Source organism: Roseateles sp. (genome assembly GCF_044373315.1).
Taxonomy (GTDB): Bacteria; Pseudomonadota; Gammaproteobacteria; order Burkholderiales; family Burkholderiaceae_C; genus JACDQM01.
Genome location: NZ_JBILQK010000057.1, coordinates 1 through 25,628, shown reverse-complemented (window position 1 = coordinate 25,628; position 25,628 = coordinate 1). Strand labels below are relative to the sequence as shown.

The 25,628-nt window shown below is 67.6% G+C and carries 23 protein-coding genes and 1 pseudogene; 14 read left to right on the top strand and 10 right to left on the bottom strand.

Going from position 1 to position 25,628, the window contains the following annotated elements:
* A pseudogene (locus ACIQ67_RS13450) lies at window positions 1-800 on the bottom strand (transposase); the annotation flags it as partial.
* 208 nt (window positions 801-1,008) lie between these two features.
* Here ACIQ67_RS13450 and ACIQ67_RS13445 point away from each other — a divergent pair.
* The 7 genes from ACIQ67_RS13445 to ACIQ67_RS13415 all read left to right on the top strand — a co-directional run bounded on the left by ACIQ67_RS13445 (window position 1,009) and on the right by ACIQ67_RS13415 (window position 8,938).
* Window positions 1,009-1,929 carry a DMT family transporter gene (locus tag ACIQ67_RS13445; RefSeq protein WP_397534882.1) on the top strand — a complete coding sequence of 307 codons (921 nt, stop codon included), beginning with the start codon at window positions 1,009-1,011 and terminating at the stop codon, window positions 1,927-1,929.
* Window positions 1,930-1,960: 31 nt separating this feature from the next.
* On the top strand, window positions 1,961-2,446 hold the full coding sequence (gene nudB, locus ACIQ67_RS13440; RefSeq protein ID WP_397534881.1) for a dihydroneopterin triphosphate diphosphatase: 486 nt from the start codon (window positions 1,961-1,963) through the stop codon (window positions 2,444-2,446).
* Window positions 2,443-3,246, top strand: a complete 804-nt coding sequence (locus ACIQ67_RS13435) for an endonuclease/exonuclease/phosphatase family protein (RefSeq protein WP_397534880.1) — start codon at window positions 2,443-2,445, stop codon at window positions 3,244-3,246. Before nudB ends, ACIQ67_RS13435 begins: the two co-directional genes overlap by 4 nt.
* Window positions 3,243-4,538, top strand: a complete 1,296-nt coding sequence (clsB, locus tag ACIQ67_RS13430) for a cardiolipin synthase ClsB (protein WP_397534879.1) — start codon at window positions 3,243-3,245, stop codon at window positions 4,536-4,538. The genes ACIQ67_RS13435 and clsB overlap by 4 nt, the downstream gene beginning before the upstream one ends.
* A gap of 81 nt (window positions 4,539-4,619) precedes the next feature.
* Entirely contained in the window at window positions 4,620-5,351 is a 732-nt protein-coding gene (locus tag ACIQ67_RS13425) for an ABC transporter ATP-binding protein (protein ID WP_397534878.1), read from the top strand.
* 8 nt (window positions 5,352-5,359) lie between these two features.
* A complete protein-coding gene (locus tag ACIQ67_RS13420) occupies window positions 5,360-7,726 on the top strand; it encodes an ABC transporter permease (protein ID WP_397534877.1) in 2,367 nt (788 codons plus the stop codon).
* 6 nt (window positions 7,727-7,732) lie between these two features.
* Window positions 7,733-8,938 (top strand): efflux RND transporter periplasmic adaptor subunit, encoded by a 1,206-nt coding sequence (locus tag ACIQ67_RS13415; protein WP_397534876.1) that lies wholly within the window; start codon window positions 7,733-7,735, stop codon window positions 8,936-8,938.
* A gap of 35 nt (window positions 8,939-8,973) precedes the next feature.
* On the opposite strand, the gene ACIQ67_RS13410 is transcribed toward ACIQ67_RS13415, so the two are convergent.
* The 8 genes from ACIQ67_RS13410 to hutU all read right to left on the bottom strand — a co-directional run bounded on the left by ACIQ67_RS13410 (window position 8,974) and on the right by hutU (window position 18,915).
* Complete coding sequence (locus ACIQ67_RS13410) at window positions 8,974-10,065, bottom strand: ABC transporter substrate-binding protein (RefSeq protein ID WP_397534875.1); 1,092 nt, start codon at window positions 10,063-10,065, stop codon at window positions 8,974-8,976.
* A gap of 86 nt (window positions 10,066-10,151) precedes the next feature.
* A complete protein-coding gene (locus ACIQ67_RS13405; protein WP_397534874.1) occupies window positions 10,152-11,174 on the bottom strand; it encodes an ABC transporter substrate-binding protein in 1,023 nt (340 codons plus the stop codon).
* Window positions 11,175-11,290: 116 nt separating this feature from the next.
* Window positions 11,291-12,952 (bottom strand): rhodanese-like domain-containing protein, encoded by a 1,662-nt coding sequence (locus tag ACIQ67_RS13400; protein ID WP_397534873.1) that lies wholly within the window; start codon window positions 12,950-12,952, stop codon window positions 11,291-11,293.
* Window positions 12,953-13,073: 121 nt separating this feature from the next.
* Complete coding sequence (locus tag ACIQ67_RS13395; protein WP_397534872.1) at window positions 13,074-13,856, bottom strand: ABC transporter ATP-binding protein; 783 nt, start codon at window positions 13,854-13,856, stop codon at window positions 13,074-13,076.
* Window positions 13,857-13,866: 10 nt separating this feature from the next.
* Complete coding sequence (locus ACIQ67_RS13390) at window positions 13,867-14,646, bottom strand: ABC transporter permease (protein WP_397534871.1); 780 nt, start codon at window positions 14,644-14,646, stop codon at window positions 13,867-13,869.
* Window positions 14,647-14,649: 3 nt separating this feature from the next.
* Window positions 14,650-15,594, bottom strand: a complete 945-nt coding sequence (locus tag ACIQ67_RS13385) for an ABC transporter substrate-binding protein (RefSeq protein WP_397534870.1) — start codon at window positions 15,592-15,594, stop codon at window positions 14,650-14,652.
* An 89-nt stretch (window positions 15,595-15,683) separates the two neighbouring features.
* Window positions 15,684-17,228 (bottom strand): histidine ammonia-lyase, encoded by a 1,545-nt coding sequence (gene hutH / locus ACIQ67_RS13380; protein WP_397534869.1) that lies wholly within the window; start codon window positions 17,226-17,228, stop codon window positions 15,684-15,686.
* A gap of 4 nt (window positions 17,229-17,232) precedes the next feature.
* A complete protein-coding gene (gene hutU / locus ACIQ67_RS13375; RefSeq protein ID WP_397534868.1) occupies window positions 17,233-18,915 on the bottom strand; it encodes a urocanate hydratase in 1,683 nt (560 codons plus the stop codon).
* 76 nt (window positions 18,916-18,991) lie between these two features.
* Here hutU and hutC point away from each other — a divergent pair, with 76 nt between their 5' ends.
* From hutC to ACIQ67_RS13340, 7 genes are all read left to right on the top strand, one after another.
* On the top strand, window positions 18,992-19,714 hold the full coding sequence (hutC, locus tag ACIQ67_RS13370; RefSeq protein WP_397534867.1) for a histidine utilization repressor: 723 nt from the start codon (window positions 18,992-18,994) through the stop codon (window positions 19,712-19,714).
* Window positions 19,711-20,274, top strand: coding sequence for a HutD family protein (locus ACIQ67_RS13365; protein WP_397534866.1), 564 nt, complete (start codon window positions 19,711-19,713; stop codon window positions 20,272-20,274). The genes hutC and ACIQ67_RS13365 overlap by 4 nt, the downstream gene beginning before the upstream one ends.
* Complete coding sequence (hutI, locus tag ACIQ67_RS13360) at window positions 20,271-21,485, top strand: imidazolonepropionase (protein WP_397534865.1); 1,215 nt, start codon at window positions 20,271-20,273, stop codon at window positions 21,483-21,485. Before ACIQ67_RS13365 ends, hutI begins: the two co-directional genes overlap by 4 nt.
* 24 nt (window positions 21,486-21,509) lie before the next feature.
* Complete coding sequence (gene hutG, locus ACIQ67_RS13355; protein ID WP_397534864.1) at window positions 21,510-22,313, top strand: N-formylglutamate deformylase; 804 nt, start codon at window positions 21,510-21,512, stop codon at window positions 22,311-22,313.
* Window positions 22,310-23,692, top strand: a complete 1,383-nt coding sequence (hutF, locus tag ACIQ67_RS13350; protein WP_397534863.1) for a formimidoylglutamate deiminase — start codon at window positions 22,310-22,312, stop codon at window positions 23,690-23,692. Before hutG ends, hutF begins: the two co-directional genes overlap by 4 nt.
* Window positions 23,693-23,796: 104 nt before the next feature.
* Window positions 23,797-24,258, top strand: coding sequence for an MCP four helix bundle domain-containing protein (locus ACIQ67_RS13345; protein ID WP_397534862.1), 462 nt, complete (start codon window positions 23,797-23,799; stop codon window positions 24,256-24,258).
* Window positions 24,259-24,303: 45 nt separating this feature from the next.
* Window positions 24,304-25,353: a methyl-accepting chemotaxis protein gene (locus tag ACIQ67_RS13340; RefSeq protein WP_397534861.1), complete on the top strand. Its 1,050-nt coding sequence runs from the start codon at window positions 24,304-24,306 to the stop codon at window positions 25,351-25,353.
* Here the strand turns inward: ACIQ67_RS13340 and ACIQ67_RS13335 are convergent.
* A partial coding sequence (locus ACIQ67_RS13335; RefSeq protein ID WP_397534860.1) for an asparaginase occupies window positions 25,340-25,628 on the bottom strand: 289 nt, incomplete at its 5' end. The two genes, ACIQ67_RS13340 and ACIQ67_RS13335, sit on opposite strands and share 14 nt — an antisense overlap.

Sequence of the window (25,628 nt, the reverse complement as noted above, 5' to 3'; positions counted from 1 at the left end):
GTCTTTGGCGAAGGTCGCCGTGACGGTCTCGCCCGAATCGCACTTGATCTCGAAGCCGTCGGAGCACCAGCGCATGTTGCTCATTGGCACGCTGACCTGGCCCTCGTGAACGCGGTTCGAATGCCTTCGCCTGGGCGCCTTGGGCAGCAGCAGCTGATGCCGCGCCATGACCCGGTAGACGCGCTTGTGGTTCAGCACTGCTTGACCTTGGGAACGTCGCTCTCGATTGAGCAGCGCACCGGCTCTGCGATAGCCATAGCTGGGCAACTCGGCAATGTGTCGCCGCACGTCGGCCACCAATGCCTCATCCTGGGCCGGCGTGCGGCCACTGCGGCCGTCCTGCCAGTCGCCTGGCCGGTGATGCCGCACATGCAGATTCGAGCGCGCCACGCCCAGTGCCGAACAGACCGACTTCATTGGTCGTCCCCGGGCAACAAGGGCGAGCGCGCAATCCACTTTTTTGCAGCGGCGATCTCCACGGCTTCCTTGAGAATCTCGTTCTCCAAGGTCTTTTTGCCCAGCACGCGTTGCAGCTTAGCGATCTCGGCCCGTGCTGCAGCCAACTCCGAGGCTGGCACAACGGCCTCTCCTGCGCCCACGGCCACCAGCGCGCCTTCGCGATCCAGCTTGCGCCAAGTGAACAGCAGGCTGGCCGACACGCCCTCCTGACGGGCCACGAGCGACACGCTCATGCCGGGTTCATATGTCTTGCGAACCAGAGCCGCCTTCTCGGCAGCCGACCAGCGCCGCCTGCGCTGGTCCCGGGTGATGACCTCAATGGTCTCTGTATGTCTAGTCATACGCACAGTCCTATGCCTATGTGGAAGATAAGCGATGGACCGTGTCCGGAGGTTCAGGGGGCTATCTCAAAATCACCAAAATCGTTTTGAATTCCAGAGATTCTCTGCGAATGGCCTCGAGTCTGGCGCTTTGTATTGGCGGAAATCGCCCGGGAAGCTTGCGGAAAATTGCCGGCGCACTCCTGCTCGCCGTAGTCCGCCGTCCCCCATGTCTTCTTCCGCCTCTGGCGCCTTGCCCCTGGGCCGTGCGCAGTCCGAAGCCCGCCCCTGGCTGGGCTGGGCCGCCCTTGCTCTGACCCTGTGCATCTGGGCGGGCTTCTTCATCTCACTGCGTGCAGGCGCGCTGGCGGCGCTGCCGCCAGCTGAGCTGGCCCTGATCCGTTTCGGGCCGGCCGGTCTGATCTTCCTGCCTGTGCTGTGGCGGGCCCGCAATCGCTTGCGGGCCATGTCCTGGCGTCCGGCCCTGTGCATCGTGGTCGGCGCTGGCCTGCCTTACTTCCTGGTCGCGAGCTGGGGAATGCGCCATGCGCCGGTGGCCGAGGGGGCCACCCTGATTCCAGGCACTCTGCCCCTGTTCACCGCCCTGCTGGGTGCGGCCTTGCACGGTCGCCAGGCGCTGGCGCGCTGGCCTGCCTTGTTGTGCATCGCCGCCGGCGTGGCCACCATGCTGGCCCTGCATGCGGGGCAGGGCGACCGCGCTCAGGGTTATGCGCTCTTTCTGCTGGGCAGCCTGATGTGGTCGGCTTACACCCTGGCCCTGCGCGAGGCGCGACTGGCTCCACTGGAGGCTGCAGCACTGATCTCCTGCGTCTCCCTGACCCTGCTGGCGCCCTGGTTGCTGTGGCAGCTCGGGCCGGGCCCTCTGAAGCTGCTGCAACTCGATGCAGGCTCCTTGGCGCTACAGCTGGCTCTGCAAGGGCTGGGCGTTGGCCTGGTCTCGACGCTGAGCTACAGCTTCGCGGTGGCCCGACTGGGCGCACAGCGCAGCGCCACAGCCGGGGCTCTCACCCCGGTGTTGGCCAGCTTGCTGGCTTTGCCGCTCTTTGGCGAGCGGCCGGAGACTCTCACGCTGCTGGGAATGCTGCTGGTGGCCGCTGGCGTGTTGTGGAGTCAACGCACCCAGCGCTGAACCGGTCGGGTGGCTCCGCTATGCTTGTCGCATGAGCGAGAGTGCAGTCCAGGCGCGACCCTACAAAATTCCGGAATCGGTGCTGGTGGTGATCCACACGCCCGAGCTGCAGGTGCTGATGCTGGAGCGTGCCGACCGGCCGGGTTTCTGGCAGAGCGTGACGGGCTCGCTGGATGCGCCGGACGAGCCGCCGGCGCTGGCCGCCCGACGTGAGGTGCTGGAGGAGACGGGCATCGATGTCGATGCGCCCGGTGCGAGTCTGCAGGACTGGCAGCTTCGCAACATCTACGAGATCTACCCGGTCTGGCGGCACCGCTACGCACCCGGCGTGACGCGTAATACCGAGCATGTGTTCGGCCTCACCGTGCCGGCCGGCATGCCGGTGCAGCTGGCGCCGCGCGAGCATCTGCAATACCGCTGGCTGCCCTGGCGCGAGGCGGCGGACCTGTGCTTCTCGCCGTCCAACGCCGAAGCCGTGCTGCAGCTGCCGCGCTTCCAGCCGGAGGCCGCAGCATGAAGCCCGCATTCAGGCATTCGACGCATGCGCCGCAGACCAGCATCCTGAGCCCCTATCTGCGGGTGGCCACCTACAACATCCACAAGGGCGTGCGCGGCGTCGGTCCGCAAAAGCGCCTGGAGATCCACAACCTGGGCCTGGGCGTGGAGGCGCTGGATGCCGACCTGGTGTTCCTGCAGGAGGTGCGGCATTTCCACCACCGTGAGGCGCGTCAGTTCGACCGCAGCTCCTTCGGCTGGCCGGATCAAGGCCAGGCCGAGTTCCTCGCACCCGAAGGCTATGACGTGGCCTACCGCACCAATGCGGTCACCAAACATGGCGAGCATGGCAATGCGCTGCTGTCGCGCTGGCCGATCGGCGATATTGGCCACCACGACGTGTCTGATCACCGCTTCGAGCAGCGCGGTCTGCTGCATGTGCCGGTCACCTGGCACGGCATGACGGTGCATGCGGTCGTCGCCCATCTGGGCCTGATGCACGGCAGCCGGGTGCGCCAGGTGCAGCGCCTGGCCGAGTACATCGCGCGCGAGGTGCCCGAGGGCGAGCTGCTGGTGGTGGCCGGCGATTTCAACGACTGGGGCGAGCGCCTGGATACGCCGATGCGCGACTGCGGCCTGCTGCGCGCCGAGTCGCCCAGCCGCACGCGCCAGGCGACCTTTCCTTCCCGCCTGCCGTTCTTCTCGCTGGATCGAATCTATGTGCGCGGCCTGCGCTGCGTCAGCACCCAGGTGCCCAAGGGCCCGGCGTGGGCCCGCATGTCCGACCACCTGCCGCTGGTGGCCGAGCTCGAACTGGCGTGAGCACCACCCCCAACGCGGCCGAGCCCGACCCGCTGTTCTCCTGGCACAGCGTCGCGCTGCCCGTCTACTGCGGCGCCAACGAGGTGGAACTGCTGCGCGGCGGCGACGCGCTGTTTCCGGCCCAGATCGACGCCATCCGTGACGCGCGGCATGAGGTCTGGCTGGCCACCTACATCTTTCATCACGACAGTGCGGGCGCCGATCTGGTGGCCGCCTTGCGCGCCGCGGCCCAGCGTGGCGTGCGCGTGCGGGTGGTTGTTGACGGCTTCGGCTCCAAGGCCAGCCTGGATTGGCTGCGCGAGCAACTGGCGGGCTCGCATGTGGCGCTGGCGGTATTCCGCCCGATCGACCGCTGGTGGCGCTGGCTGCAACCGGGCCAGCTCCGCCGGCTGCACCAGAAGCTGTGCGTGGTGGATGGCGAGCGGGCCTTCGTGGGCGGCATCAACATCATCGACGACCGCATGGATCTGAACATCGGCCCCATCGACAATCCGCGCCTGGACTACGCGGTGAGCCTGCGCGGCCCGGTGGTGGAACCGGTGGCACAAGCCACGCGAGCTGTCTGGACCCGGGCTTGGCTGGGGCGCGACTTCGGCGAGGAACTGCGGGCCCTGGTGCGCAGCCCCGAGCCCATGGCGCGCCTGCGCCGGCTGGCGCGCCGGCTGCGCATGCCCGGCGGCCGGCAGCGCCCGGGCGATGAACCGCAGGACCAGGCCCCCGTCTGCGCCGCCTTCGTGCTGCGCGACAACCTGCGCCAGCGCCGCACCATCGAGCGCGCCTACATCGAGGCCATCCGCGCCGCACGCGTGCGCGTCGACCTGATCACGCCCTACTTCTATCCTGGCCAAGCCTTCCGGCGCGCGCTGCGCGATGCGGCGCGGCGTGGCGTGCAGGTGCGCCTGGTGCTGCAGGGCAAGGTGGACTACCGCATCGCCGGCATTGCCGCGCAGGCGCTGTATGCCGAACTGCTTGGCCATGGCGTGAAGATCTATGAGTACACGCCCGCTTACCTGCACGCCAAGGTGGCGGTGGTGGATGACAGCTGGGCCACAGTGGGCAGCTCCAACATTGACCCGCTGTCGCTGCTGCTGAACCTGGAAGCTAACGTTCTGGTGCAGGACGCCGGCTTTGCGCGCGCGGTGGCCGATGAGATCGACGCCGCGGTGCAGGTCTCGCAGGCGGTTGATCTGCAGCGCCAGGGCAGCGGCCTGCGCGCCTTCCTGGCGCGCGCACTGGTGGCCTGGGTGGCCTATGTCTATCTGCGGGTGGCCGGGGCGGCGGGGCGCTACTGAGAGGGGCGCCTCTGCCCGTTCTTGCCTTCAAGCTTGATGTCTGTCAATGCGCTGGATCCTGTGCGCTGCCACGCTCGCCGCATGGGAGCAGAACAACAGCCATCGGCCGAGCCGCCGGTCTTCTTCGCTCGAGGCCTGAGCAAGACCTATGGCACGGGTGAAACCGCGGTGCATGCGCTGCGCAGCGTCGATCTGGACGTAGCGCGTGGTGAGTTCATCGTGCTGCTGGGTGCCTCGGGCAGCGGCAAGTCCACACTGCTGAACATCCTGGGCGGGCTGGACGTGCCCAGCAGCGGCGAGTTGCGCTTTGCCGAGCATCAGCTCAGCGGCGCCAGCGAGGCCGAGCTGACGCGCTACCGGCGCGAGCACGTGGGCTTCGTGTTCCAGTTTTACAACCTGATCCCCAGCCTGACGGTGCGCGAGAACGTGGCGCTAGTGACCGACATCAGCAGCCACCCGATGCAGGTGGACGAGGCCATCGGCCTGGTCGGCCTCTTGCCGCGGGCTGACCACTTTCCGGCCCAGCTTTCGGGTGGCGAGCAGCAGCGCGTGGCGATTGCGCGTGCCATCGTCAAGCAGCCCGATCTGCTGCTGTGCGACGAACCCACCGGCGCGTTGGACTACCAGACCGGCAAGCTCGTGCTGGAGGTGATTGCGCGCATCAACAAGGAGCTGGGCACCACCGCCGTGGTCATCACGCACAACGCGGCGATTGCGGCGATGGCGGATCGCGTCATCTACCTCAGCGATGGCGCGATCCAGCGCATTGAGCGCAACGCGCACAAGCTCTCGCCCGCGGAACTGAGCTGGTAGCTTTTCTCATGAAAGCACTGGATCGCAAACTTATCCGTGACCTGCGCCTGATGTGGAGCCAGGCGCTGACCATCGCGCTCGTGGTGGCCTGCGGCATGGGTGGCTTTCTGACCACGCTGTCGGCGGTGGATTCGCTGGCGCTGGCGCGCGATGCCTTCTACGCCGAGGGGCGCTTCGCCGATGTTTTTGCCAGCGTCAAGCGCGCGCCGCTGGCGCTGGAGCAGCGCTTGCGCGAGCTGCCCGGCGTGCTGGATGCGCAGACTCGCCTGGAGCAGGTGGTGCGGCTGGAGCTGCCCGGCGTGGACGATCCGGTGTTGGGCCAGCTGATCGGGCTGGAGCTGCGGCAAGCGCCACGCATGAACCGTGTCTTCATCCAGCGCGGCCGCGACCTGGGAGAGCAGCCGGCCGGCACTAGCGCCATCGAGGTGCTGCTTTCGGCTGCTTTTGCCGAAGCCCGCGGCCTGGCGCCCGGCGCGCGGCTGACGGCGTTGATCAATGGCCGGCAGCGCGAGCTGGTGGTGGTGGGCTGGGCGCTGTCGCCCGAGTACATTTTTGCCGGCCTGGGCGGCATGCCTGATATGCGCGGCTTCGGCGTGGTCTGGCTGGACCGCGAGCTGCTGGCCGGCGCCTACGACATGCGCGGCGCCTTCAACCGTGTGTCGATCAAGCTCGCGCCGGGGGCCTCCGAAGCGGCGGTGATCGCCGAGCTGGGGCAGGTGCTGAAGCCCTATGGCGGGCGCGAGGCCTATGGCCGCGCGGACCAGACCTCGCATGCGATGCTGGACAACGAGATCAAGGAACAGAAGGTGCTGGGCACGCTGCTGCCGGTGATCTTCCTGGGTGTTGCAGCTTTCCTGCTGAACGTTGTGGTGTCGCGCCTGGTGGCCACGCAGCGCGAGCAGGTGGCGGCGCTGAAGGCGCTGGGCTATCCCAATCGCAGCATTGCCGTGCACTACCTGAAGCTGGTGCTGGTGATCGTCGGCCTGGGCCTGCTGCTGGGCGTCGCGCTGGGCAAGGCGCTGGGCCTGATGATGACCGGCCTGTACGCCGAGTTCTTCCGCTTCCGCAGCTTCGTGCATGTGCTGGAACCCACGCTGGTGCTGATGAGCGGCGCGGTGACCGTGGCCATGGCGGTTGCCGGCACGCTGAACGCCATCGGCGCCACGGTGCGCCTGGCGCCGGCCGAGGCGATGCGGCCGGCCGCGCCTGGGCGCTACAAGGCCGCGCTGCTGGAGCGCCTGCCGGGCGTGCGCGGCAGCGTGCAGCTGCGCATGATCCTGCGCCAGATGGAGCGCCGGCCCTGGCGCAGCCTGCTGTCGATCGCCGGCGTGGCGGTGGCTGTGGCCATCGTCGTGCTGGGAAACTTCTTCCGCGACGCGATCGACTACATCGTCGATGCGCAGTTCAACGTCTCGATGCGCTCGGATGTGGTCGTCTGGATGGCCGAAGCCGGCGGCGACAGCGCCCGCCACGAGCTGGCGCGCCTGCCTGGCGTGTTGAGCACCGAATCCGGCCGCGATGTGGCGGTGCGCTTCACCCATGGGCCGCGCAGTGAGCGGGGCAGCCTGCAGGGCATGGCCGAGCGACCCGAGGCGCGCCGCATCGTCGATGTGGACGGCCGCCCCGCGCTGCCCAGCAGCACCGGGCTGGTGATGACGGACCGGCTGGCCGACAAGCTGGGCCTGCGTGTCGGCGACCTGGTGCAGGTCGAGCTGCTGGAAGGCCAGGTGCGCACGCTGATGCTGCCGCTGGAGGCCACGGTGCGCGAGATGATGGGCCTGAATGCCTACATCGAGCGCCAAGCGCTGAATCGCCTGCTGGGCGAAGGGGATGTGGCTTCGCAGTTTGCGCTGATCGCCGAGCGCGGCCGCGAGGGCGAGCTGCTGCGCGCGCTGAAGGCCCTGCCTCGCGTGGTCGGCAGCTTCAGCAAGGCCACGCTGCTGCGCAATATGCAGGACATCAGCGCGCGCAATGTGCGCATCATGAGCACCATCCTGACCCTGTTCGCCAGCGTCATCGCGGTAGGCGTGGTCTACAACAATGCGCGCATCGCGCTGGCCGAGCGCAGCTGGGAACTGGCCTCGCTGCGCGTGCTGGGCTTTACGCGCGCCGAGGTCTCGGGCCTGCTGCTGGGCGAGATGGCACTCGTCATCGGCATTGCGCTGCCACTGGGCATGCTGATGGGCTGGGGCCTGACGCATGGCCTGGTGGGCGCGCTCAAGTCCGACCAGTTCATGTTTCCGGTGGTGATCCAGCCGCGCACCTATGCCTGGGCCGGCCTTGCCGTGCTGGGTGCCGGCCTGGCCAGCGCGCTGGTGGTGCGGCGGCGAATCGACCAGCTCGATATGGTGGCCGCATTGAAGACGAGGGAGTAGCAAACGATGCAGACCAAGACGAAATGGATGGCGGCCGGCACGGCAGCCGTGCTGCTGGCCCTGCTGGGCTGGGCCTTCGCACCGCGCCCAACGCTGGTGGAGGTGGCCGAGGCGAAGCCGGGCCTGTTCGAGGCCGGCATCGAGGAGGATGGCAAGACCCGTGTGCTGGACCGCTACCAGGTCTCGGCGCCGCTGGCCGGCCGCTGGCTGCGGCCAACACTGAAGGAGGGCGACACGGTGCAGGCCGGCGCGGTGCTGGGCCAGCTGCAGCCCACGCTGTCGCCGTTGCTGGATGCGCGCAGTGTGGCCGAGCTGAGCGCGCGTGCTGATGGCGCGGCCGCCGCCCAGCCGCGCGCCGCGGCACGCCTGGGCGCGGCCCAGGTGGCGCTGGCCCAAGCCGAGCATGGCCTGCGCCGGGCCGAGTCGCTGGCGGCCCAGGGGTTTGTCTCCAAGGCCAATCTAGATGATGCGCAGCTGGCTCTGCAGGCCGCCCAGCAGGAGCGAGCCAGCGCCCAGGCCGAGGCGCAGATCGCCCGCTACGAGCTGGCCCAGGCGCGTGCGGCGCTGGGCGCGCACAACGCGGGGCCGGGGCAGGGCTCAGCCCGGAACTTCGAGCTGCGCGCACCGGTTGGGGGTCAGGTCTTGCGGGTGCAGCAGCCCAGCGAGGCCATGGTGGCGATGGGCACGCCGCTGATCGAGCTGGGCGATACCGCGCGGCTGGAGGTGGTGGCCGAGCTGCTGAGCAGCGATGCGCTGCAGCTTAAAGCCGGCCAGGCCGTGCGCATCGAGCGCTGGGGCGGGCCGGGCACGCTGGCGGGCCAGGTCAGCCGGGTCGAGCCGGGAGCTTTCACCAAGGTTTCGGCGCTGGGCGTCGAGGAGCAGCGGGTGCGGGTGCAGATCGCGCTCACCAGTCCGCTGGCGCAGCGTCAGGGCCTGGGCGATGGCTACCGTGTTGCGGTCAAGGTGATGACGCGCCGCCAGGAGGGGGTGCTGCTGGTGCCGGTCAGCGCGGTGTTCCCGCTGCCGGGCGCCGAGCCCGGCCGGCATGCGGTGTTCAAGATTGACGGTGGCTGCGCCCGCCTGAGCGAGGTGCAGCTGGAGGCGCGCAACAGCCAGGTGGCCTGGATCGCCAAGGGCCTGGACACTGGCACGACGGTGGTGGTGTATCCACCGCAAGGCCTGACCGACGGCGCGCGGGTCAAGGCGCGCTGAACGGTTACTGAACAGGTACTGAGCGCGCAGGCGCCTCAGCGCAGTAGCGTCGCCAAGCTGAAGTTGTAGCGCTTGACGCGCGGGTTCAGGTGTTTGCTGTACGCGGCAAAGTCCAGCGCCTCCACGCCGCTGCCGAAGCGGGCCAGGAAGGCGCTGGCGTCCGGCCGCTCGAACAGCATGAACATCGGCTGCACCGACTCCAGACCTTCATCGACGAAGTCGCGGCCGTTGTGGTGGTCGTACAGCATCACCAGCGCCCAGGCGCCGGCCATGAAGTTGCCGCCGGCCAGCGTGGAGATGGTGCCGTCCTGCAGCGCTTGCACGGCTTCGCGCGAGCTGTGGATGGCCGAGACCAGGACATCCTTGCCCGGCTGTCGCCCGGCCGCGCGCAGCGCATCGATCGCACCGAAAGCCATGCGCTCGTTACCGGCCCAGATGAGCTGGATCGCGGGGTTCTTCTTGAGCAGCTGTGCCACCTGCTCAGCCGCGTCTTCACGCCGCCAGTTGGCGACCAGCGTGCCGTCCATTTCAACCTGCGGGTGGCGGGCCATCGCAGTGCGCAAGCCCTCGTAGCGATGCACCGCCACCGGCGTCGAGCGGTCCCCCACGACGGCCACCATGTGGAGCTTGCCATCATTGCCTGGATTCAGCTGCCTGAGCCCCTTGCTGATCAGCGCTTCGCTGGTCAGCGCGCCGGCCTCGCGATCACTGGCCTCCAGGCTGCCGAGCAGCAGGGGCAGGGTCTTGCGCGGCAGCCAGCGCTTGCGCTCCTGCGGCAGCAGTCCGCTGAACACCGCGAAGCTGCGAATGCCCGCCTGCCCAAGTGCCTGCGCGCCGCGGACCAGCGAGCCCTTGTCGTTGACGAGCAGCACGTAGTCGGGGCGCTCGCTGGCCGGACGGTTCGCCAACTCACGGGCCAGCTGCAGGGCCGTGGCCGGGTCGCGCTTGGCATGCAGCACCTCGAACTCGAGCTTCAGGCTGTCGGCAGCCTTCTGCATGGTTTGGGTGGCCGAGAACCAGAAGCCTTCGTCGGCATAGCCCGGGTTGATGAAGGTGACCCGCAAGGCATGGCTGCTCTGCGCGAACAGTGTCAGCACAAGAATCAGGCCCAGTCGCAGCGCATGCATCAGTTAACCCTTGATGGCGGTGCCTTGATTGTGGCGTGATTCCTGGGCGCCAGGCCCATGCTTTTTGCTGTCGCCGACGCCGGCCCTCAACGCTTCAGCAATTGGCCCAAGTTGAAGCGGTACCTCTGCACTTGCGGGTTTAGGTGCTTGCTGTACGGGCGCATGTCCAGCTCGCGGATGCCGGCGCCGAATTGCTTCAGGAAGCGCCGCGCCTCGGCCTTTCCAAACAGCGTGAACATCGGGCGCTCCAGCTCCAGCCCCTCGTCGACAAAGTCGCGCCCCTGCTGGTGGTCGTAGAGCATGACCAGGGCCCAGGCCCCGGCCAGATAGTGCCCGCCGGCCAGCGCGTCGAGCCGGCCGTCGATGACGGCCTGCATGGCCTCGTTGGAGGTGTTGATGGTCGAGAAGTGACGGTCACGCCCAGGTTTTCCCCCCGTCTGGCTGAGCGCTTCCATGGCGCCGAAGGCCATCTGGTCGCTGCCTGTCCAGACTAGGCGGGCCGCGGGATGTCGTTGCAGCAGGCCTTGCATCTGCTCGCGCGCGTGCTCACGGCGCCAGTCGGCAAACACGGTCTCAGCCAGTTCGACCTGCGGCGCCTCAGCCACGGCCAGGCGCATGCCTTCATTGCGAGCGATGGAAGCCGGTGTCGAGCGGTCGCCCGCGATTGCGAGCATCTGCAGCTTGCCGGCGGCTTGGGTCAGCAAGGCCTGCTTGATCAGCGCCTTCGCGGTCAGGTAGCCTGCCTCGCGCGCATCAGGCTCCAGGCTGCCGAGCAGCAGAGGCAGGCTCTGCCGTGGCGCCCAGGTCTTGCGTTCCTGAGGCAGCAGTCCGTTGAAGACGGCAAAGGTCTTGATGCCGGCCGCGCCCAGCGTCTGCGCATTGCTGACCAGGGTGCCCTTTTCGTTGACCAGCAGCACATAGTCGGGGCGGTGCTGCTGCGGGCGCCCGGCGATCTCACGCGCCAGGCGCAGCGCACGCTCGGGCTCGCGCTCGGCATACAGAACCTCCAGCTGGATGCCCAGACTCCTGGCCGCCGCCTGCATGGCCTGTGTGGCCGTCAGCCAGAACGCTTCGTCAGACCGCCCCGGGTTGATGAAGCTGACACTCATAGCCTGCGCAGGTCCGAGGCTCAGCAGCATCAAGACCAGCAAGACAAGCTTCCGCAACATAGGCAAGGCCGCAACTCCCGGGTTGGAAAGCTGGCATTGTCGCTTCGTCGTTCGCTCTAGCTCATCGCCAGCTTGAGATCCGCGAAGCCCATCAAGCGCAGCAGGGTGTAGCCGATGGCCGCCTCGCCGATGTCCTCACCCACGCAGACGATCTGGGCATGGCGCGGCAGCCCGGCCTTAGCCAGCAGGCTCCAGATCTCGTGCGCCGGCTTGGGTCGGCCGCTGGCATCCAGCAGCTGCGCGTAGGGCAGATGAACGACCTTGCCCTGCAGTTCAGGGCCTGGCGGGCGCGAGCCCAAGGCCAGGTAGACCCGCGGTACGCCATGAGCGGGCGGCTTGACCGCGAGTGCAGCGCTGCTCATCAGGATGGCGCGCGGCCTGGCCTGGTAGTCGACCGGTGCAATGGTCGGGTCCAGCGGCGGCTTTCGAGCGCCCACGCGGGTCGGCTCACGGCTCAGCTGCAGGCCACGCAGTTCCCATTCCTCGGCCGACTCCAGCAGCAGCGAGACCTTGCGCTGGCCCACTTGCTCCAGCAGTGCGAACGCCAGTGCCGATCGCTTGTTGAGACCCCCCTGGGAGACGATCACCGCCTCATGCTGCGGATCGACGCCCGCCGGCCCCAGCAGAGCGGCCAACTGCTCCGGCGCTCCGAGACCGGCTTGGAAGCGCTCCGACGGCAGGCTGAGCGCAAAGGGCACATGGCCTCTTGCGTAGTCTTCAGCCGGGCGCACATCGATGATGCTGATCGGGCTGTGGCTGAAGGTTCGCAGCATGGTGTTGCTGAAGCCGTTCAACCAGTCGGCATTGCGCAGCAGGGACGGCGCTGCATAGCTCCACAGCGGCAGCTCGCGCGCATCCTCCAGCCACTCCTTCTGCGAGCCCTGGTAGAGCGCCACCCGCGGATAGCCCAGCAGGAACTTCAAGGCGAAGTAGGGCACGCTGGCTGCCACGCCGCCGCCGCAATAGCTGTAGACCTGCTGCTCGCGGCGCACACCGAGATGGTCCAGCATGGCCTGCAGCTCGGCGCGCGACTTGAAGGTCTTGTCGGGACGGAAGTAGTCGTCCACCGGCGACAGCAGCGCATGTGGCACATGCCCGCCGCGGTTGAAGAATCTGGCGCTGCCAAAGTAGTAGGGGGGGTCCAGCGCCTCTAGCAGCGCATGTCCCGCCGGGTCGCCGGAAGCCGCGAGGAACTCCGGCAGGCGCGCACGGGCGTCTTCGCGCGCAGCGATCACCCGGATATTGCCGGGCGCCGGAGGGGGCGTGGCCTCGCCGACGACGCTGCCGCCTGCGGCCTTCCAGGCAGCCAAGCCGCCGTCCAGCAATCGCAGGCGCTCGGGCGCCACACCATGGCGGTAGAGCTCGTAGAACAGCCAGGTGGCCAGCATCGTGCCGCCCTGGTCGTGGATCACCAGGGTCTGGCCGCTCGCGTTGTTGGCGATACCCCAGGCGCGCAGGCGGGACTGCATGGTGGCGGCATCCACCTCGCGTGAGCCGTGGCTGTAGAAGTCCGCATTGATCGCGCCGGCGATGTGTCCTGCCGCATGCTGCCGCGCTGGCGAGGCATCGAGCAGCAGCGGGGGCGTGCTGCTGGCCAGGGCTTGGCGCAGCCAGGGCGTATCGACCAGGGGACTGGCCGCATGGGCCGCGGCGCCTATGAACATCAGCACAAAGGTGACGGCCAGCATCAGCCAGCGGCGCGGCAAGAGATCTGTCATGGCTCAGCTCCCAGGATGAAAGCAGGCACTGTGGCAGGCCGCTCGCGCCCCGACGCGCCGGCTGCGACAGACTGCATCCACCGATGGACAGGCTACGCTGGCGCCGGACGGGCGCCGCCCGTCAGACCTGGGCCGCCAGCACCTCGACCCGCAGCTGCTCGGTCAGCTCGCGCTTGAGCGCGGCGAACTCGGGCGTGGTCTTGACCTGGTAGTGGCGCGGGTGCGGAAAGGGCGAGGCCTGGTCGCTCTTGATGCGGCCTGGCCGTGCGCTCATGACCACCACGCGCGAGCCCATGAAGATGGCCTCGTCGATGTCGTGGGTGACGAACAGCACGGTCTTCTTCTCCTGCTCCCAGATCGATAGCAGCAGCTCCTGCATCAGCTCGCGGGTCTGGTGATCGAGCGCGCCGAAGGGCTCGTCCATCAGCAGCATGCGCGGCGCATTGGCCAGGGCGCGGGCCAGTGCGGTGCGCTGTTGCATGCCACCGCTGAGTTGCTTGGGGTAATGCTGCGCGAACTTCTGCAGACCGACCTTGGCCAGAAAGCCCTGCGCGATCTCGACCTGCTGGGAGCGCGCCAGGCCGCGCTCGCGCAGTCCGAAGCAGACGTTGTCCAGCACATTGAGCCAGGGAAACAGTGTGTAGCTCTGGAACACCATGCCGCGGTCGGCGCCAGGGCCGCTGACCTGCGCGCCGTCCAGCAAGACCTCACCCTCGCTGGGCTGGTCCAGTCCGGCGACGATGCGCAGAAGCGTGCTCTTGCCGCAGCCCGAGGGGCCGAGGATGGTGACGAAATCGTTCTCGGCTACATCAAGATCGGTGGCCTGCAAGGCCAGCGTGGCACCTTGGCCGGGGCTTTGGAAGGTGCGTGACACACCGCGGATGGAGAGGATGCTTGGGCTCATGGTCTTTGTCTCAGCGGCCCAACTGTGCCCAGGGAAACAGCCAACGGTTCGTGGCCTTGAAGGCAAAGTCGCTGACCAGGCCGATCAGGCCGATCACGATGATGCCGAAGATGATCTGGTCGGTAGCCAGCAGGGCCTGGCTGTCGGTGATCATGTGGCCGATGCCGCTGGACGCGCCGATCAGCTCGGCCACGATCACATAGGTCCAGGCCCAGCCCAGCACCATGCGCAGCGTTTCAGCGATCTCGGGCGCGGCGCCGGGGATCAGCACGCGGCGGATCAGGCTGGCGTCGCTGACGCCAAGCGTGTAGGCGGCCTCCACCAGATCGCGCCGCGTATTGCCCACGGTCACGGCAATCATCAGCGTCAGCTGGAAGAAGCTGCCGATGAAGATCACCGCCAGCTTCTGCGCCTCGCCGATGCCCACCCACAGGATCAGCAGCGGAATGAAGGCCGAGGCCGGCAGGTAGCGCGCGAAGGAGACAAAAGGCTCGAAGAAGGCCTCCACCGGCTTGTAGGCGCCCATCGCCACGCCCAGCGGCAGCGCCAGCGCCGTGGCCAGCAGGAAGCCGCCCAGCACTCGCCACACCGTCATGCCGATGTCGCCGGCAAAGCCCATGGTGGTGAGCAGCAGCCAGCCCGACTTCAGCATGGTCAGCGGATCGGCCAGAAAGGTCTTCTCCACATAGCCGCCGAAGGTGGCCAGCGACCACAGCGCTACGAAGACGACGAAGAAGCTCAGGCCCAAGGCCACGCGGGCCTTGGGCGTCACCGGGGTCAGCGGACGCATGCCTTACTGGATGAAGCGGGTGTCGGCCAGCTTGGACAGGTCAGGGATCGTCTTGATGATGCCCACCTCCAGCAGCAGCTCGGCCGCTTCCTTGCTGAAGGCGGCATGCTCGCCGGCGAAGAACTTCTGGTTGGCCGCCTTGTCCTGCCAGCGCAGGAAGGCCTGGCTCTTCTCGAAGGCCTCGCCCGTCTGCTTGACGTCGGCGCCCATGATCTCGAAGCTCTTCTTCGGATCGGCCTTGATCAGCGCCAGCGCCTCGAAATAGCTGTCGGCCAGGGCCTTGGCTGCCTTGGGGTTTTCGGCCAGGAATTTGGGCGTGCAGCCGAAGGTGTCCATGACCATCGGATAGTCCAGCGTGGTGGCCAGGATCTTGCCCGCCTCGGGCTTGGCACGCACCGCGCTCAGGAAGGGCTCGTAAGTCATGCCCGCATCCAACCCACCGGCGCCGGCGATCAGGGCGTTGGCGGCAGCCTGGGGTTCGAGGTTGACGATATTCACATCCTTCAGCGACATGCCGTTCTTCTTCAGCATCCAGGCCAGGGTGAAGTAGGGCGCGGTGCCCGGCGCGCTGGCCGCCACGGTCTTGCCCTTAAGGTCGCTGATCTTGGCTATGCCGGGCCGCACCACCATGCCGTCAGCACCAAAGCTCTTGTCGAGCTGGAAGATCTGGGTGGTGGCCACGCCATTGGCGTTCCAGACGATCCAGGTCTCGACCGTGGTGGCTGCACATTGGATGTCGCCGGAGGCGATGGCCAGGTGACGGTCCTTCTGCGGAATCTTCTTGATCGACACATCCAGGCCATTCTTCTTGAACAGCCCGGCTTCCTTGGCCAGCGTTAGCGGCGCAAAGCCGGTCCAGCCGGAGATGCCGATGGCGACTTTCACTTCCTGGGCCTGGGCGGCGAAGCTCAGCGCCGCAAGGGCGATCAAGGTGAGGGTCTTCTTCATGGTGCGGATGACTCCGGTCTGGCGTGGGAGGTGTCGATGATGGTGCGTACCGTCCTCTTTGCCTCTCCGGAATCACCCGGGGCCGGCGCTCACAGGACGGTAATGCTGCCTTCTCGTTGCACGAGTCGTGCCAGCGCGCCGTCGAACACCAGCGCCGTCGCACGCTCGATATCGGGCGCCAGGTAATGGTCCTGGGGCATCGGCGGGCAGCTCTGGCGCACCAGGGCGTGCAACTCTTCCAGCGCTGCTGAGCTCTTCAGCGGGCGCAGGAATTCGATGCCCTGCGCGGCGGCCAGCAGCTCGATGCCGATGATGTGTGCGGTGTTGTCCAGCATCGGGCCCAGGCGACGCGCGCCGAAGGTGGCCATGCTGACATGGTCTTCCTGGTTGGCGCTGGTCGGCAGGCTGTCGACGCTGGCCGGATGGGCCAGGCTCTTGTTTTCGCTGGCCAATGCGGCGGCCGTCACATGGGCGATCATGAAGCCCGAGTTCAGGCCAGCGTTGGCGGTCAGGAAGGGCGGCAGGCGTGAGACGCCCGCGTCGATCAGCATTGCGATGCGGCGCTCGGCGATGGCGCCCACCTCGGCGATGGCGCAGGCCAGCGCGTCGGCAGCCAGGGCGACCGGCTCGGCATGGAAGTTACCTCCTGAAACCATCGCGGCCGTACCGTCTTCCCCGGCAAACACTAGAGGGTTGTCGGTCACCGCATTGGCCTCGCGCAGCAGCACGTCGCGCACATAGCGAGCCTGATCGAGGCAGGCGCCCATCACCTGGGGCTGGCAGCGCAGGCAATAGGGGTCCTGCACGCGCTCGTCGCCTTCCTGGTGCGAGGCGCGGATCTCGCTGCCGGCGAGGATCTGCCGGTAAGCGCGTGCCGCCTCGATCTGCCCCGGCTGGCCACGCACCTCGTGGATGCGCGGATCGAAAGGGCCATCGCTGCCGCGCGCCGCGTCCAGGCTCAGCGCGCCCGAGACGATGGCCGAGGCGAACACGTTCTCGAAGCGCAGCAGGCCTTCCAGCGCCAGAGCTGTGGAGGTCTGCGTGCCATTGATCAGGGCAAGGCCCTCCTTGGCCTGCAGCACCAGCGGAGTGATGCCGTGCTTGCGCAGTTCCGGCAGGGCGGGCAGACGCTGGCCGTCCACCAGCATCTCGCCTTCGCCCAGCAGCGCCAGCGTCATGTGCGAGAGTGGCGCCAGATCACCCGAGGCGCCCACCGAGCCCTGGGCCGGTACATAGGGAATCAGGCCTGCGTTGAAGACATCCAGCAGGCACTGCACCACCTCGGGCCGCACGCCCGAGTAGCCGCGCGCCAGCGAGGCTGCCTTGGTGGCCAGCATCAGGCGCACCACGCTGGGCGCCAGCGGTTCGCCCACGCCGACGCAGTGCGAGCGGATCAGATTGAACTGCAGCGTGGCCAAATCGGCCTTGCTGATGCGGGTGGAGGCCAGCTTGCCGAAGCCCGTGTTGACACCGTAGACCGGCGCGTCGCCGGCGGCAGCGGCCTGCACCACGGCGGCGCTGCGCTGGATGGCTTCATGGGCGCTGGCATGCAGGCTCAGCGTCAGGCCGCCGGCGCGGATCGCGCGCAGCTGCTCCAGGGTCAGCTGGCCGGGGGTGATTTCCAAACGGGTCATGGGGTCAGTCCTTGATCATGGGCAGGTTCAGGCCGCGCTCCTTGGCGCAGGCCTCGGCGATCTCGTAGCCGGCATCGGCATGGCGCATCACGCCGGTGGCGGGGTCGTTCCACAGCACGCGCTCCAGGCGCTCGGCCGCGGCGTCGGTGCCGTCGGCCACGATCACCACACCGCTGTGCTGGCTGAAGCCCATGCCCACGCCGCCACCATGGTGCAGGCTGACCCAGGTGGCGCCGCCGGCGGTGTTCAGCAGCGCGTTCAGCAGCGGCCAGTCGGAGACGGCGTCGCTGCCGTCCTTCATGGCCTCGGTCTCGCGATTGGGGCTGGCCACCGAGCCACAGTCCAGGTGGTCGCGGCCGATCACGATCGGCGCCTTGAGCTCGCCCTTGCGGACCATCTCGTTGAAGGCCAGGCCGGCCAGATGGCGCTGGCCCAGGCCCAGCCAGCAGATGCGCGCCGGCAGGCCCTGGAAGGCGATGCGCTCGGCCGCCATGTCCAGCCAGCGGTGCACGCGAGTCTCCTCCGGGAAGAGCTCCTTGATCTTGGCGTCGGTCTTGTAGATGTCTTCCGGGTCTCCCGAGAGCGCCACCCAGCGGAAGGGGCCGCGGCCCTCGCAGAACTGCGGGCGCACATAGGCGGGCACGAAGCCGGGGAAGTCGAAGGCGTTCTTCACGCCCTGATCCAGTGCCACCTGGCGGATGTTGTTGCCGTAGTCGACCGTGGGCACGCCCATGGCCTGGAACAACAGCATGGCCTTCACATGCTCGGCGCAGCTCTTGGCGGCGGCGTCCTTCAGCTCGGCATGCTGTGCTGGGTCGGCGGCAGCGGCCTTCCACTGCTCGACGCTCCAGCCGGCGGGCAGGTAGCCGTTGATCAGATCGTGCGCTGAGGTCTGGTCGGTCACCAGGTCTGGCTTGCAGCGCGGATCGGTCTTGCAGCGCTCGGCCAGTGCCGGCAGGATGCGTGCGGCATTGCCCAGCAGCGCGATGGAAATGGCCTTGCCCTCGGCGGTGTACTTGGCGATGCGAGCCAGCGCGTCGTCCAGGTCGGTGGCCTGCTCGTCCACATAGCGGGTCTTCAGGCGGAAATCAATGCGCGACTGCTGGCACTCGATGTTCAGCGAGCAGGCGCCGGCAAAGGTGGCGGCCAGCGGCTGCGCACCGCCCATGCCACCCAGGCCGGCCGTCAGAATCCACTTGCCCTTGAGCGAGCCGCCATAGTGCTGGCGGCCAGCCTCGGCGAAGGTCTCGTAAGTGCCCTGAACGATGCCTTGCGTGCCGATGTAGATCCAGCTGCCGGCCGTCATCTGGCCATACATCATCAGGCCCTTGCGATCCAGCTCGCTGAAATGCTCCCAGGTCGCCCAGTGCGGCACCAGATTGCTATTGGCCAGCAGCACGCGCGGTGCGTTGGCGTGGGTGCGGAACACGCCCACCGGCTTGCCGCTCTGGATCAGCAGCGTCTCATCGTCGTTCAGCGTCTTCAGCGATTCGAGGATGGCCTCGAAGCAGTCCCAGTTGCGCGCCGCCTTGCCGATGCCGCCGTAGACCACCAGCGCATCCGGGTTCTCGGCCACCGCCGGGTCCAGATTGTTCTGCAGCATGCGGTAGGCCGCTTCTGTCAGCCAGTTCTTGCAGGAGATTTGCGTGCCGGTTGCGGCGCGGACGGGACGTGCTTGAGCGCTCATGGGAAAGACTCCGTGCTGTATTCGATGGAAGGCGACTCTAGTTGTCTATACAAGTAAAGTCAACTACCATGCCGCCATGGCAAGAAAGACACCCGAGGGCCCTGAGCCGCAGTATCTGAAGGTCAAGAACCATCTGCGCGAAGGCATCTCCGCCGGCCGCTGGGTGCCAGGCGATCTGCTGCCCTCCGAGGCCGAGCTGACACAGAGTTTTTCGGTCAGCCGCATGACGGTGAACCGCGCGCTGCGCGAGCTGCTGCAGGAAGGGATGATCGAGCGGGTACAGGGCGTGGGCACCTTTGTGGCCCAGCTGCACAAGATCTCGTCTTCGCTGACGGTGCGCGATGTGCACGAGGAAATCGTCGAGCGCGGCCATGCGCATGAGGCCCGTGTGCATCTGCTGGAGAAGACCCGCGCCACGGCCGAGCAGGCCGCCGAGTTTGGCTTGAAGACCGGCGCCACCTTGTTCCACAGCCTGATCGTGCATCTGGAGACTGGCGTGGCCATCCAGTGCGAAGACCGCCTGGTCAACCCGGCCGTGGCGCCGGATTACCTCGGGCTGGACTTCGCCGCGTCCACGCCGACCCAGCATCTGCTGGCGGTGGCGCCGCTATCGGAAGCGCGCTACACCATCGAGGCTACGCTGCCATCCGAGCTGGAGGCCAAGCTGCTGGGCATCAGCCGGCGCGACCCCTGCCTGGTCGTCAAGCGCATCACCTACAGCCGCGGCATCGCGGTAACCTCGGTGCGGCTGACCCATCCGGGCACCCGCTATCTCTTGCAAGGGAGCTTTCAAGCATGAGCTGGAGTCAGATTGCGGCGGCCGATGTGCAGCCGCAGCGCTGGAAGAACGCAGGCGGCTGGACCCGCGAGCTGCTGGCTTGGCCGCATGCGTCGGACTGGTTGTTGCGCATCAGCGTGGCCGATATCGAGCAGGACGGGCCCTTCTCGGCCTTTGACGGCGTGCAGCGCTGGATCGCGGTGCTGCAGGGCCCTGGCATCCGTCTGTACGAGTATGAGTTGTTCCCGGGCGATGAGCCGCTGAGCTTCGATGGTGCACTGGCGCCTGACTGCTCGCTGATCGATGGACCGACGCGGGATTTCAATCTGATGCACCGGCGCGGCCATGGTCGCCTGGAACTGCTGACTGCCGCGCAGCCGCTGCCCGCCGGGCCTGCCGATTGGCTGGCCTTGTTCAGCGCCGAGGGCGGCACGCTGCGGCATGGCTGCCGCGCGATGCGCTTGGCGCCGCAGAGCCTGGCCTGGTGCGAGCAGCCGGCCGAGCAGCCGCTGCAGTTCGAAGGCCAGGGCGCCGCCTGGTGGTTGCGCTGGTGCCGGACCGATGTGGAGGCCCGCCCATGAGCCGCGTTCTCTGGCACAACGCCCGCCTGGCCACGCTGGATGGTGAACAGGGCTGGGGCTGGATCGAGCAAGGCGCGATGCTGACTGAAGGCGCGCAGATCCTGTGGGTGGGCGAAGCCTCGCAGCTCTCGCCCGAGCTGGCCGAGGGCACGCTGCGCCGGCATGACCTGGGTGGCGCGGTCGTCACGCCAGGGCTGATCGACTGCCACACCCATCTGGTCTACGGCGGCCAGCGCGCGCATGAGTTCGAGCTGCGCCTGCAGGGCGCCAGCTATGAAGAGATCGCGCGCGCCGGCGGCGGCATCCGCTCTTCGGTGGCGGCCACGCGCGAGGCCGATGAGTCGCTGCTGTTCAAGCAGGCCGCAAGGCGCGCCAAGGCCTTGATGGACGAAGGCGTGTGCACGCTGGAAGTGAAGTCTGGCTACGGGCTGTCACTGGAGGCCGAAGCCAAGATGTTGCGCGTGGCTCGCCGGATGGGCAGCGATCTGGGCCTGACCGTGTGCACCACGTATCTGGGCGCCCATGCGCTGCCGCCTGAGTACGCTGATCGGCAAGATGACTATGTCCAGGCCGTCTGCGACTGGCTGCCCGCGCTGCAGGCACAGGGGCTGGTCGATGCGGTGGACGCCTTCTGCGAGGGCATCGGTTTCACGCCGGCACAGACGCGCCTCGTCTTCGAGGCGGCCAAGCGCCTCGGCCTGCCGGTCAAGCTGCATGCCGAGCAGTTGAGCGACCAGGGCGGCACGCAGCTGGCCTGCGAATTCGGAGCACTCTCCTGCGACCATCTGGAGTACCTCAGCACCGAGGGCATTGGCGCGATGGCGCGCAGCGGCACGGTGGCGGTGCTGCTGCCCGGTGCCTACTACTTTCTGCGCGAAACCAAGCTGCCGCCGGTTCACGCGCTGCGCGAGGCCGGCGTGCCTATTGCTCTGGCGACCGATCACAACCCCGGCACCTCGCCGGTGCTGTCGCCGCTGCTGATGCTTAACATGGCCTGCACGCTGTTCCGCCTGACGCCCGAAGAATCGCTGCGCGGCATGACGGTGCAGGCCGCGCTGGCGCTGGGCTTGGCCGACCGCGGCCGGCTGGCTGCCGGCCTGCGCGCCGATTTTTGCGTCTGGGATGTGGAGCATCCGCGCGAACTGGCCTATTACTTCGGCCGCAATCCGCTGCTGCAGCGCGTCTGCGGCGGCAAGAGCAGCCGAGATTGACTGAAGCACCGATCGAGCAACACCATGAACGCCCCCGTATTCAAACTTCGCCAGGGCCGCACGCCGCTGCTGATCAGCATGCCGCATGTGGGCACCGCCATTCCCGAGGACCAGCAGCCCCGCTATCAGCCGCGCGCGTTGGCGGTGGAAGACACCGACTGGCATCTTGAACGCCTCTATGGCGAGCTGGCCGAGGCGCTGGGCGCCAGCTTGATCGTCCCGCATTACTCGCGCTACCTGATCGACCTGAACCGCCCGCCCGAGGACACGCCGATGTACCCGGGGGCCTCCAACACCGAGCTGTGCCCGACGCGCTTCTTCAGCGGCGATGCGCTCTACCTGGATGGCCAGGCGCCCGACGAGGCCGAGAAGCTGCGCCGCCGCCAGAGCTACTGGCTGCCGTACCACCGCGCGCTCAATGCCGAGATGAGCCGGCTGAAGGCGCTGCATGGCCATGCGCTGCTGTTCGACGCCCACAGCATCCGTTCTGAGCTGCCGTGGCTGTTCGAGGGGCAGCTGCCGGCCCTCAACCTGGGTACGGTCGAGGGCCGCAGCTGCGACCCGGCCATTACCGCGACCCTGGGCGCGCTGCTGGCGGCGCAGGGCGACTACACCCAGGTGGTCAACGGCCGCTTCAAGGGCGGCTTCATCACCCGCCATTACGGCCAGCCGGTGCAGGGCTGGCATGCGGTGCAGCTGGAGATGTGCTGGCGCTGCTACATGCGCGAAGACGGCAGCTTTGCCTACGACGAGGCGCTGGCCGCGCGCGTGCAGCCGCTGCTGCGCCGCCTGCTGCAGGCGCTGCTGGACTGGAAGCCCGCCGCATGAAGGCCGCCGCCCGCTTTTTTGCCGAGCTGGCCTGGATCGACGGGCGCTGGCAGCGCGATGTGCTGCTGCACGTCGACGCGTGTGGCCAATGGGGCCAGCTCTTGCCCGATCAAGCCTGCCCGCCGGACGCGCAGCGCCTAGCCGGGCCGGTGCTGCCCAGCTTGGTCAACGCTCACAGCCATGCCTTCCAGCGCGCCTTTGCTGGCCTGGCCGAGCGGCGCGAAACCGAGCAGGATGACTTCTGGTCCTGGCGCGACCGCATGTATGGCGTGGCGCTGCGCATCACGCCCGCCCAGCTCAAGGCCATAGCCGGCCAGCTCTACAGGGAGCTGCTACAGGGCGGCTACACCCAGGTCTGCGAGTTCCATTACCTGCATCACTGCGAGGATGGCAGCCGCTACGACGATGAATTGGCGATGGCCTGGGCCCTGGCCGAGGCGGCTGAAGAGGTGGGAATCGGCCTGACCCTGCTGCCGGTGCTCTATGCCCACGCCGGCTTCGCGCAGCCGGCGCTGCGTGCCGACCAGCGGCGCTTTGCGACCGATGCGGCCTGGGTCTGGCAGGCCAGCCAGCGCATCAATGCCGCAGCTCGGCCGCTGCTGAATGCCGGCGTGGCGCTGCACTCGCTGCGCGCCGCCCATGCATCGGACATCCGCAGCTTGCAGGCGCTGGTGGGCGACACCGACTTGCCCATCCACATCCACATCAGCGAGCAGCAGGCCGAGGTACAGGACTGCCTGGCTGCCACCGGCCAGCGGCCGATGGCGTACTTGTGCAATGAGTTTGCTCCGGATGCCCGCTGGCAGTTGGTGCATGCGACGCACAGCACGCCGCAGGAGATCGAGCAGGTGGCGGCCAGCGGCGCCGGCATCGTGATCTGCCCGGGCACCGAGGCCAATCTGGGCGACGGCTTGTGCGATCTGCCGGGCTGGCTGGGGCTAGGTGTGCCCATCAGCCTGGGTTCGGACAGCCATGTCACGCGCGACTGGGTGCAGGAGCTGCGCTGGCTCGAATATGGCCAACGCCTGGGCCTGCAGCAACGCAATGTGGCAGCGCAGCCGCAGAGTGAGCCCTCGACAGCAGTGCGCCTGTTCGAAGCCTGCCGTGCCGGCAGCGCCGTGCCGGCCGGCTTGCCGCGCTGGGGCCTGCAGCCCGGTGCCCGCGCCGATTTCCTGGTGCTGGACCGTCTGGCCAGCGGTTTGCAGGGGCTGCCGGACGCGGCCCTGATGGACGGCCTGGTGTTTGCTACGCAGACGAATGCGATCGCGCAGGTGTATGTCAGCGGGCAATGCCGGTTGGACCTTGGCGCAGCAGCGGCGATGCCAGACCCGGCGGGTAGCTTCCTGGCGACGATGCAAGCGCTGCACGGCAAGGCCTGACCCCGGTTTCAGCGACGGCGTGGCGCACAGACGCTTCCCATCCGCTGGACTTGCCGCTAGGCTGCGTGGGCGTGCAGTGCTGTACCTTCGACTTGGAGTCAACCATGCTTGATCTGCGTAGCTACACCATACGGGCCCGTTTGTTCGCCCTCTCGGGCTTGGCGGTGCTGATGCTGGTCGTGATCGGAGGCTACGGCCTCTGGAGCTTGGCGCAGGCTCGGCTTCAGTTCACGCATTACTCGGACCACGATGTGGTGGCTTTGACCAATCTGGCGAACATACGTGCCGGCGTGGGCAACTTGAGGCGCTATGAGAAAGACCTGCTGATCAATCTGGCCGACGCGAGGCAGGTCGAACGCTACAAGAATGACTGGGAGTCCACTTTCGACAAGGTCATCAAGGGCTTGAGCACCATCGAAAAGCTGGAAATCGCACCGGCGGTCAAGCAGATGCCGCCCGAGATGATGAAGTCACTGCAGTCCTACCGCAGTGGATTCAGCGAGATTCACGGGCGCGTGGTCAAGGGTGAGTTTGCGGATACGGCCGCGGCCAACCAGGCGACCTAGCCGATCAAGGGCCCGGTGCGCGCGCTGGACAAGCAGTTGGCCGAGATGACCAAGCTGATCGATGACCATGGCGACGCCGAAGTGGAACGCCTGGCCAAGGAGGAAGCCCGCATCCGCTGGTCGCTGACGCTGGTGATGGCAATCAGCATCTCGGTGATCGTAGCCTTCACCGTCTTCAATCTGCGCTCGATTCTCAAGCCCCTGGGCGAGGCGGTGGAAAGCGCACGGCAGATCGCGCAGCGCGATCTGAGCCAGCCGATCTCGACCCAGGGCGCCGATGAAACGGCCGCGATGATGCGCAGCGTGGATGAGATGCAGTCGGCGCTGCGCGAGGTCGTTTCAGGCGTGCGACTGGCCACGGACGGCATTGCCACCGCCTCGCGCGAAGTGGCTGTTGGCAGCCAGGACCTGAGCATGCGGACCGAGCAGGCAGCTTCGAACCTGGAGGAGACGGCCTCTGCGATGGAGCAGCTGACCGCCAGCGTCGGCCACAACGCCGATGCTGCCCAGAAGGCCAGTCAGCTGGCCCATGAAGCGGCGGAAGTGGCGCGGCGCGGCGGCTCCGAGGTGGGTGAGGTGGTGCAGACCATGGGTCGCATCAGCCAGTCCTCCAGCAAGATCGCCGACATCATCGGCGTGATCGATGGCATCGCCTTCCAGACCAATATCCTGGCCTTGAATGCGGCTGTCGAAGCAGCGCGGGCCGGAGAGCAGGGGCGCGGTTTCGCCGTGGTGGCCTCCGAGGTGCGGGCCTTGGCGCAGCGCTCGGCCGATGCGGCCAAGGAAATCAAGGGCCTGATCAGCAGCAGCAGCGAGAGCGTGGAGAGCGGCTCAGCACTGGTGGAGCGCGCCGGTCAGACCATGCAGGCCATCGTGGCTTCGATCGAGCGGGTCAACGGTATCGTCGGCGAGATCAGCAGCGCGAGCAACGAACAGCGCGACGGCATCGCCCAGATCGGCCAGGCGATCCAGACGCTGGATTCCATGACCCAGCAGAACGCGGCCCTGGTGGAAGAAAGCGCCGCTGCGGCGCAGAGCCTGCAGCAGCAGGCCGATCAGCTGGCTGGCACGGTGGCGGTGTTCAAGCTGGCCTGAAGCCCGACAGCGCCTGCAGCAAGGCAGGCGCCGGGCGCAGGCTGCCCACCTCGGTGCCACGCCAGTTCTGCAGCACCGGCCGGGCGTAGCCGCCGATCAGCGCGGCCTGCACCTCGTCCAGGCCCAGCAAGGCCTCGATGACGGCGGCCATCACCACCTCGACGCCGCGCACTGCGCCGTCGTCGATCTTGATGGCCACGCCCCATCCCCGCTCGGGCAGCGCGGCGCAGTAGACGCCTTCGGCGCCGACCTTGCAGAACACGTGCTCGCCCAGG

What these genes read in the sequence shown, in the direction of transcription:
- ACIQ67_RS13410 (WP_397534875.1), bottom strand. Translation starts at nt 10,065, where the DNA reads ATGCATGCGCTGCGACTGGGCCTGATTCTTGTGCTGACACTGTTCGCG.
- ACIQ67_RS13420 (WP_397534877.1), top strand. Translation starts at nt 5,360, where the DNA reads ATGAAAGCACTGGATCGCAAACTTATCCGTGACCTGCGCCTGATGTGG.
- hutG (WP_397534864.1), top strand. Translation starts at nt 21,510, where the DNA reads ATGAACGCCCCCGTATTCAAACTTCGCCAGGGCCGCACGCCGCTGCTG.
- ACIQ67_RS13425 (WP_397534878.1), top strand. Translation starts at nt 4,620, where the DNA reads ATGGGAGCAGAACAACAGCCATCGGCCGAGCCGCCGGTCTTCTTCGCT.
- ACIQ67_RS13340 (WP_397534861.1), top strand. Translation starts at nt 24,304, where the DNA reads ATGACCAAGCTGATCGATGACCATGGCGACGCCGAAGTGGAACGCCTG.
- ACIQ67_RS13395 (WP_397534872.1), bottom strand. Translation starts at nt 13,856, where the DNA reads ATGAGCCCAAGCATCCTCTCCATCCGCGGTGTGTCACGCACCTTCCAA.
- ACIQ67_RS13405 (WP_397534874.1), bottom strand. Translation starts at nt 11,174, where the DNA reads ATGAGTGTCAGCTTCATCAACCCGGGGCGGTCTGACGAAGCGTTCTGG.
- ACIQ67_RS13415 (WP_397534876.1), top strand. Translation starts at nt 7,733, where the DNA reads ATGCAGACCAAGACGAAATGGATGGCGGCCGGCACGGCAGCCGTGCTG.
- ACIQ67_RS13445 (WP_397534882.1), top strand. Translation starts at nt 1,009, where the DNA reads ATGTCTTCTTCCGCCTCTGGCGCCTTGCCCCTGGGCCGTGCGCAGTCC.
- ACIQ67_RS13385 (WP_397534870.1), bottom strand. Translation starts at nt 15,594, where the DNA reads ATGAAGAAGACCCTCACCTTGATCGCCCTTGCGGCGCTGAGCTTCGCC.
- ACIQ67_RS13390 (WP_397534871.1), bottom strand. Translation starts at nt 14,646, where the DNA reads ATGCGTCCGCTGACCCCGGTGACGCCCAAGGCCCGCGTGGCCTTGGGC.
- ACIQ67_RS13400 (WP_397534873.1), bottom strand. Translation starts at nt 12,952, where the DNA reads ATGACAGATCTCTTGCCGCGCCGCTGGCTGATGCTGGCCGTCACCTTT.
- hutU (WP_397534868.1), bottom strand. Translation starts at nt 18,915, where the DNA reads ATGAGCGCTCAAGCACGTCCCGTCCGCGCCGCAACCGGCACGCAAATC.
- hutI (WP_397534865.1), top strand. Translation starts at nt 20,271, where the DNA reads ATGAGCCGCGTTCTCTGGCACAACGCCCGCCTGGCCACGCTGGATGGT.
- hutH (WP_397534869.1), bottom strand. Translation starts at nt 17,228, where the DNA reads ATGACCCGTTTGGAAATCACCCCCGGCCAGCTGACCCTGGAGCAGCTG.
- ACIQ67_RS13365 (WP_397534866.1), top strand. Translation starts at nt 19,711, where the DNA reads ATGAGCTGGAGTCAGATTGCGGCGGCCGATGTGCAGCCGCAGCGCTGG.
- ACIQ67_RS13345 (WP_397534862.1), top strand. Translation starts at nt 23,797, where the DNA reads ATGCTTGATCTGCGTAGCTACACCATACGGGCCCGTTTGTTCGCCCTC.
- ACIQ67_RS13435 (WP_397534880.1), top strand. Translation starts at nt 2,443, where the DNA reads ATGAAGCCCGCATTCAGGCATTCGACGCATGCGCCGCAGACCAGCATC.
- hutF (WP_397534863.1), top strand. Translation starts at nt 22,310, where the DNA reads ATGAAGGCCGCCGCCCGCTTTTTTGCCGAGCTGGCCTGGATCGACGGG.
- nudB (WP_397534881.1), top strand. Translation starts at nt 1,961, where the DNA reads ATGAGCGAGAGTGCAGTCCAGGCGCGACCCTACAAAATTCCGGAATCG.
- hutC (WP_397534867.1), top strand. Translation starts at nt 18,992, where the DNA reads ATGGCAAGAAAGACACCCGAGGGCCCTGAGCCGCAGTATCTGAAGGTC.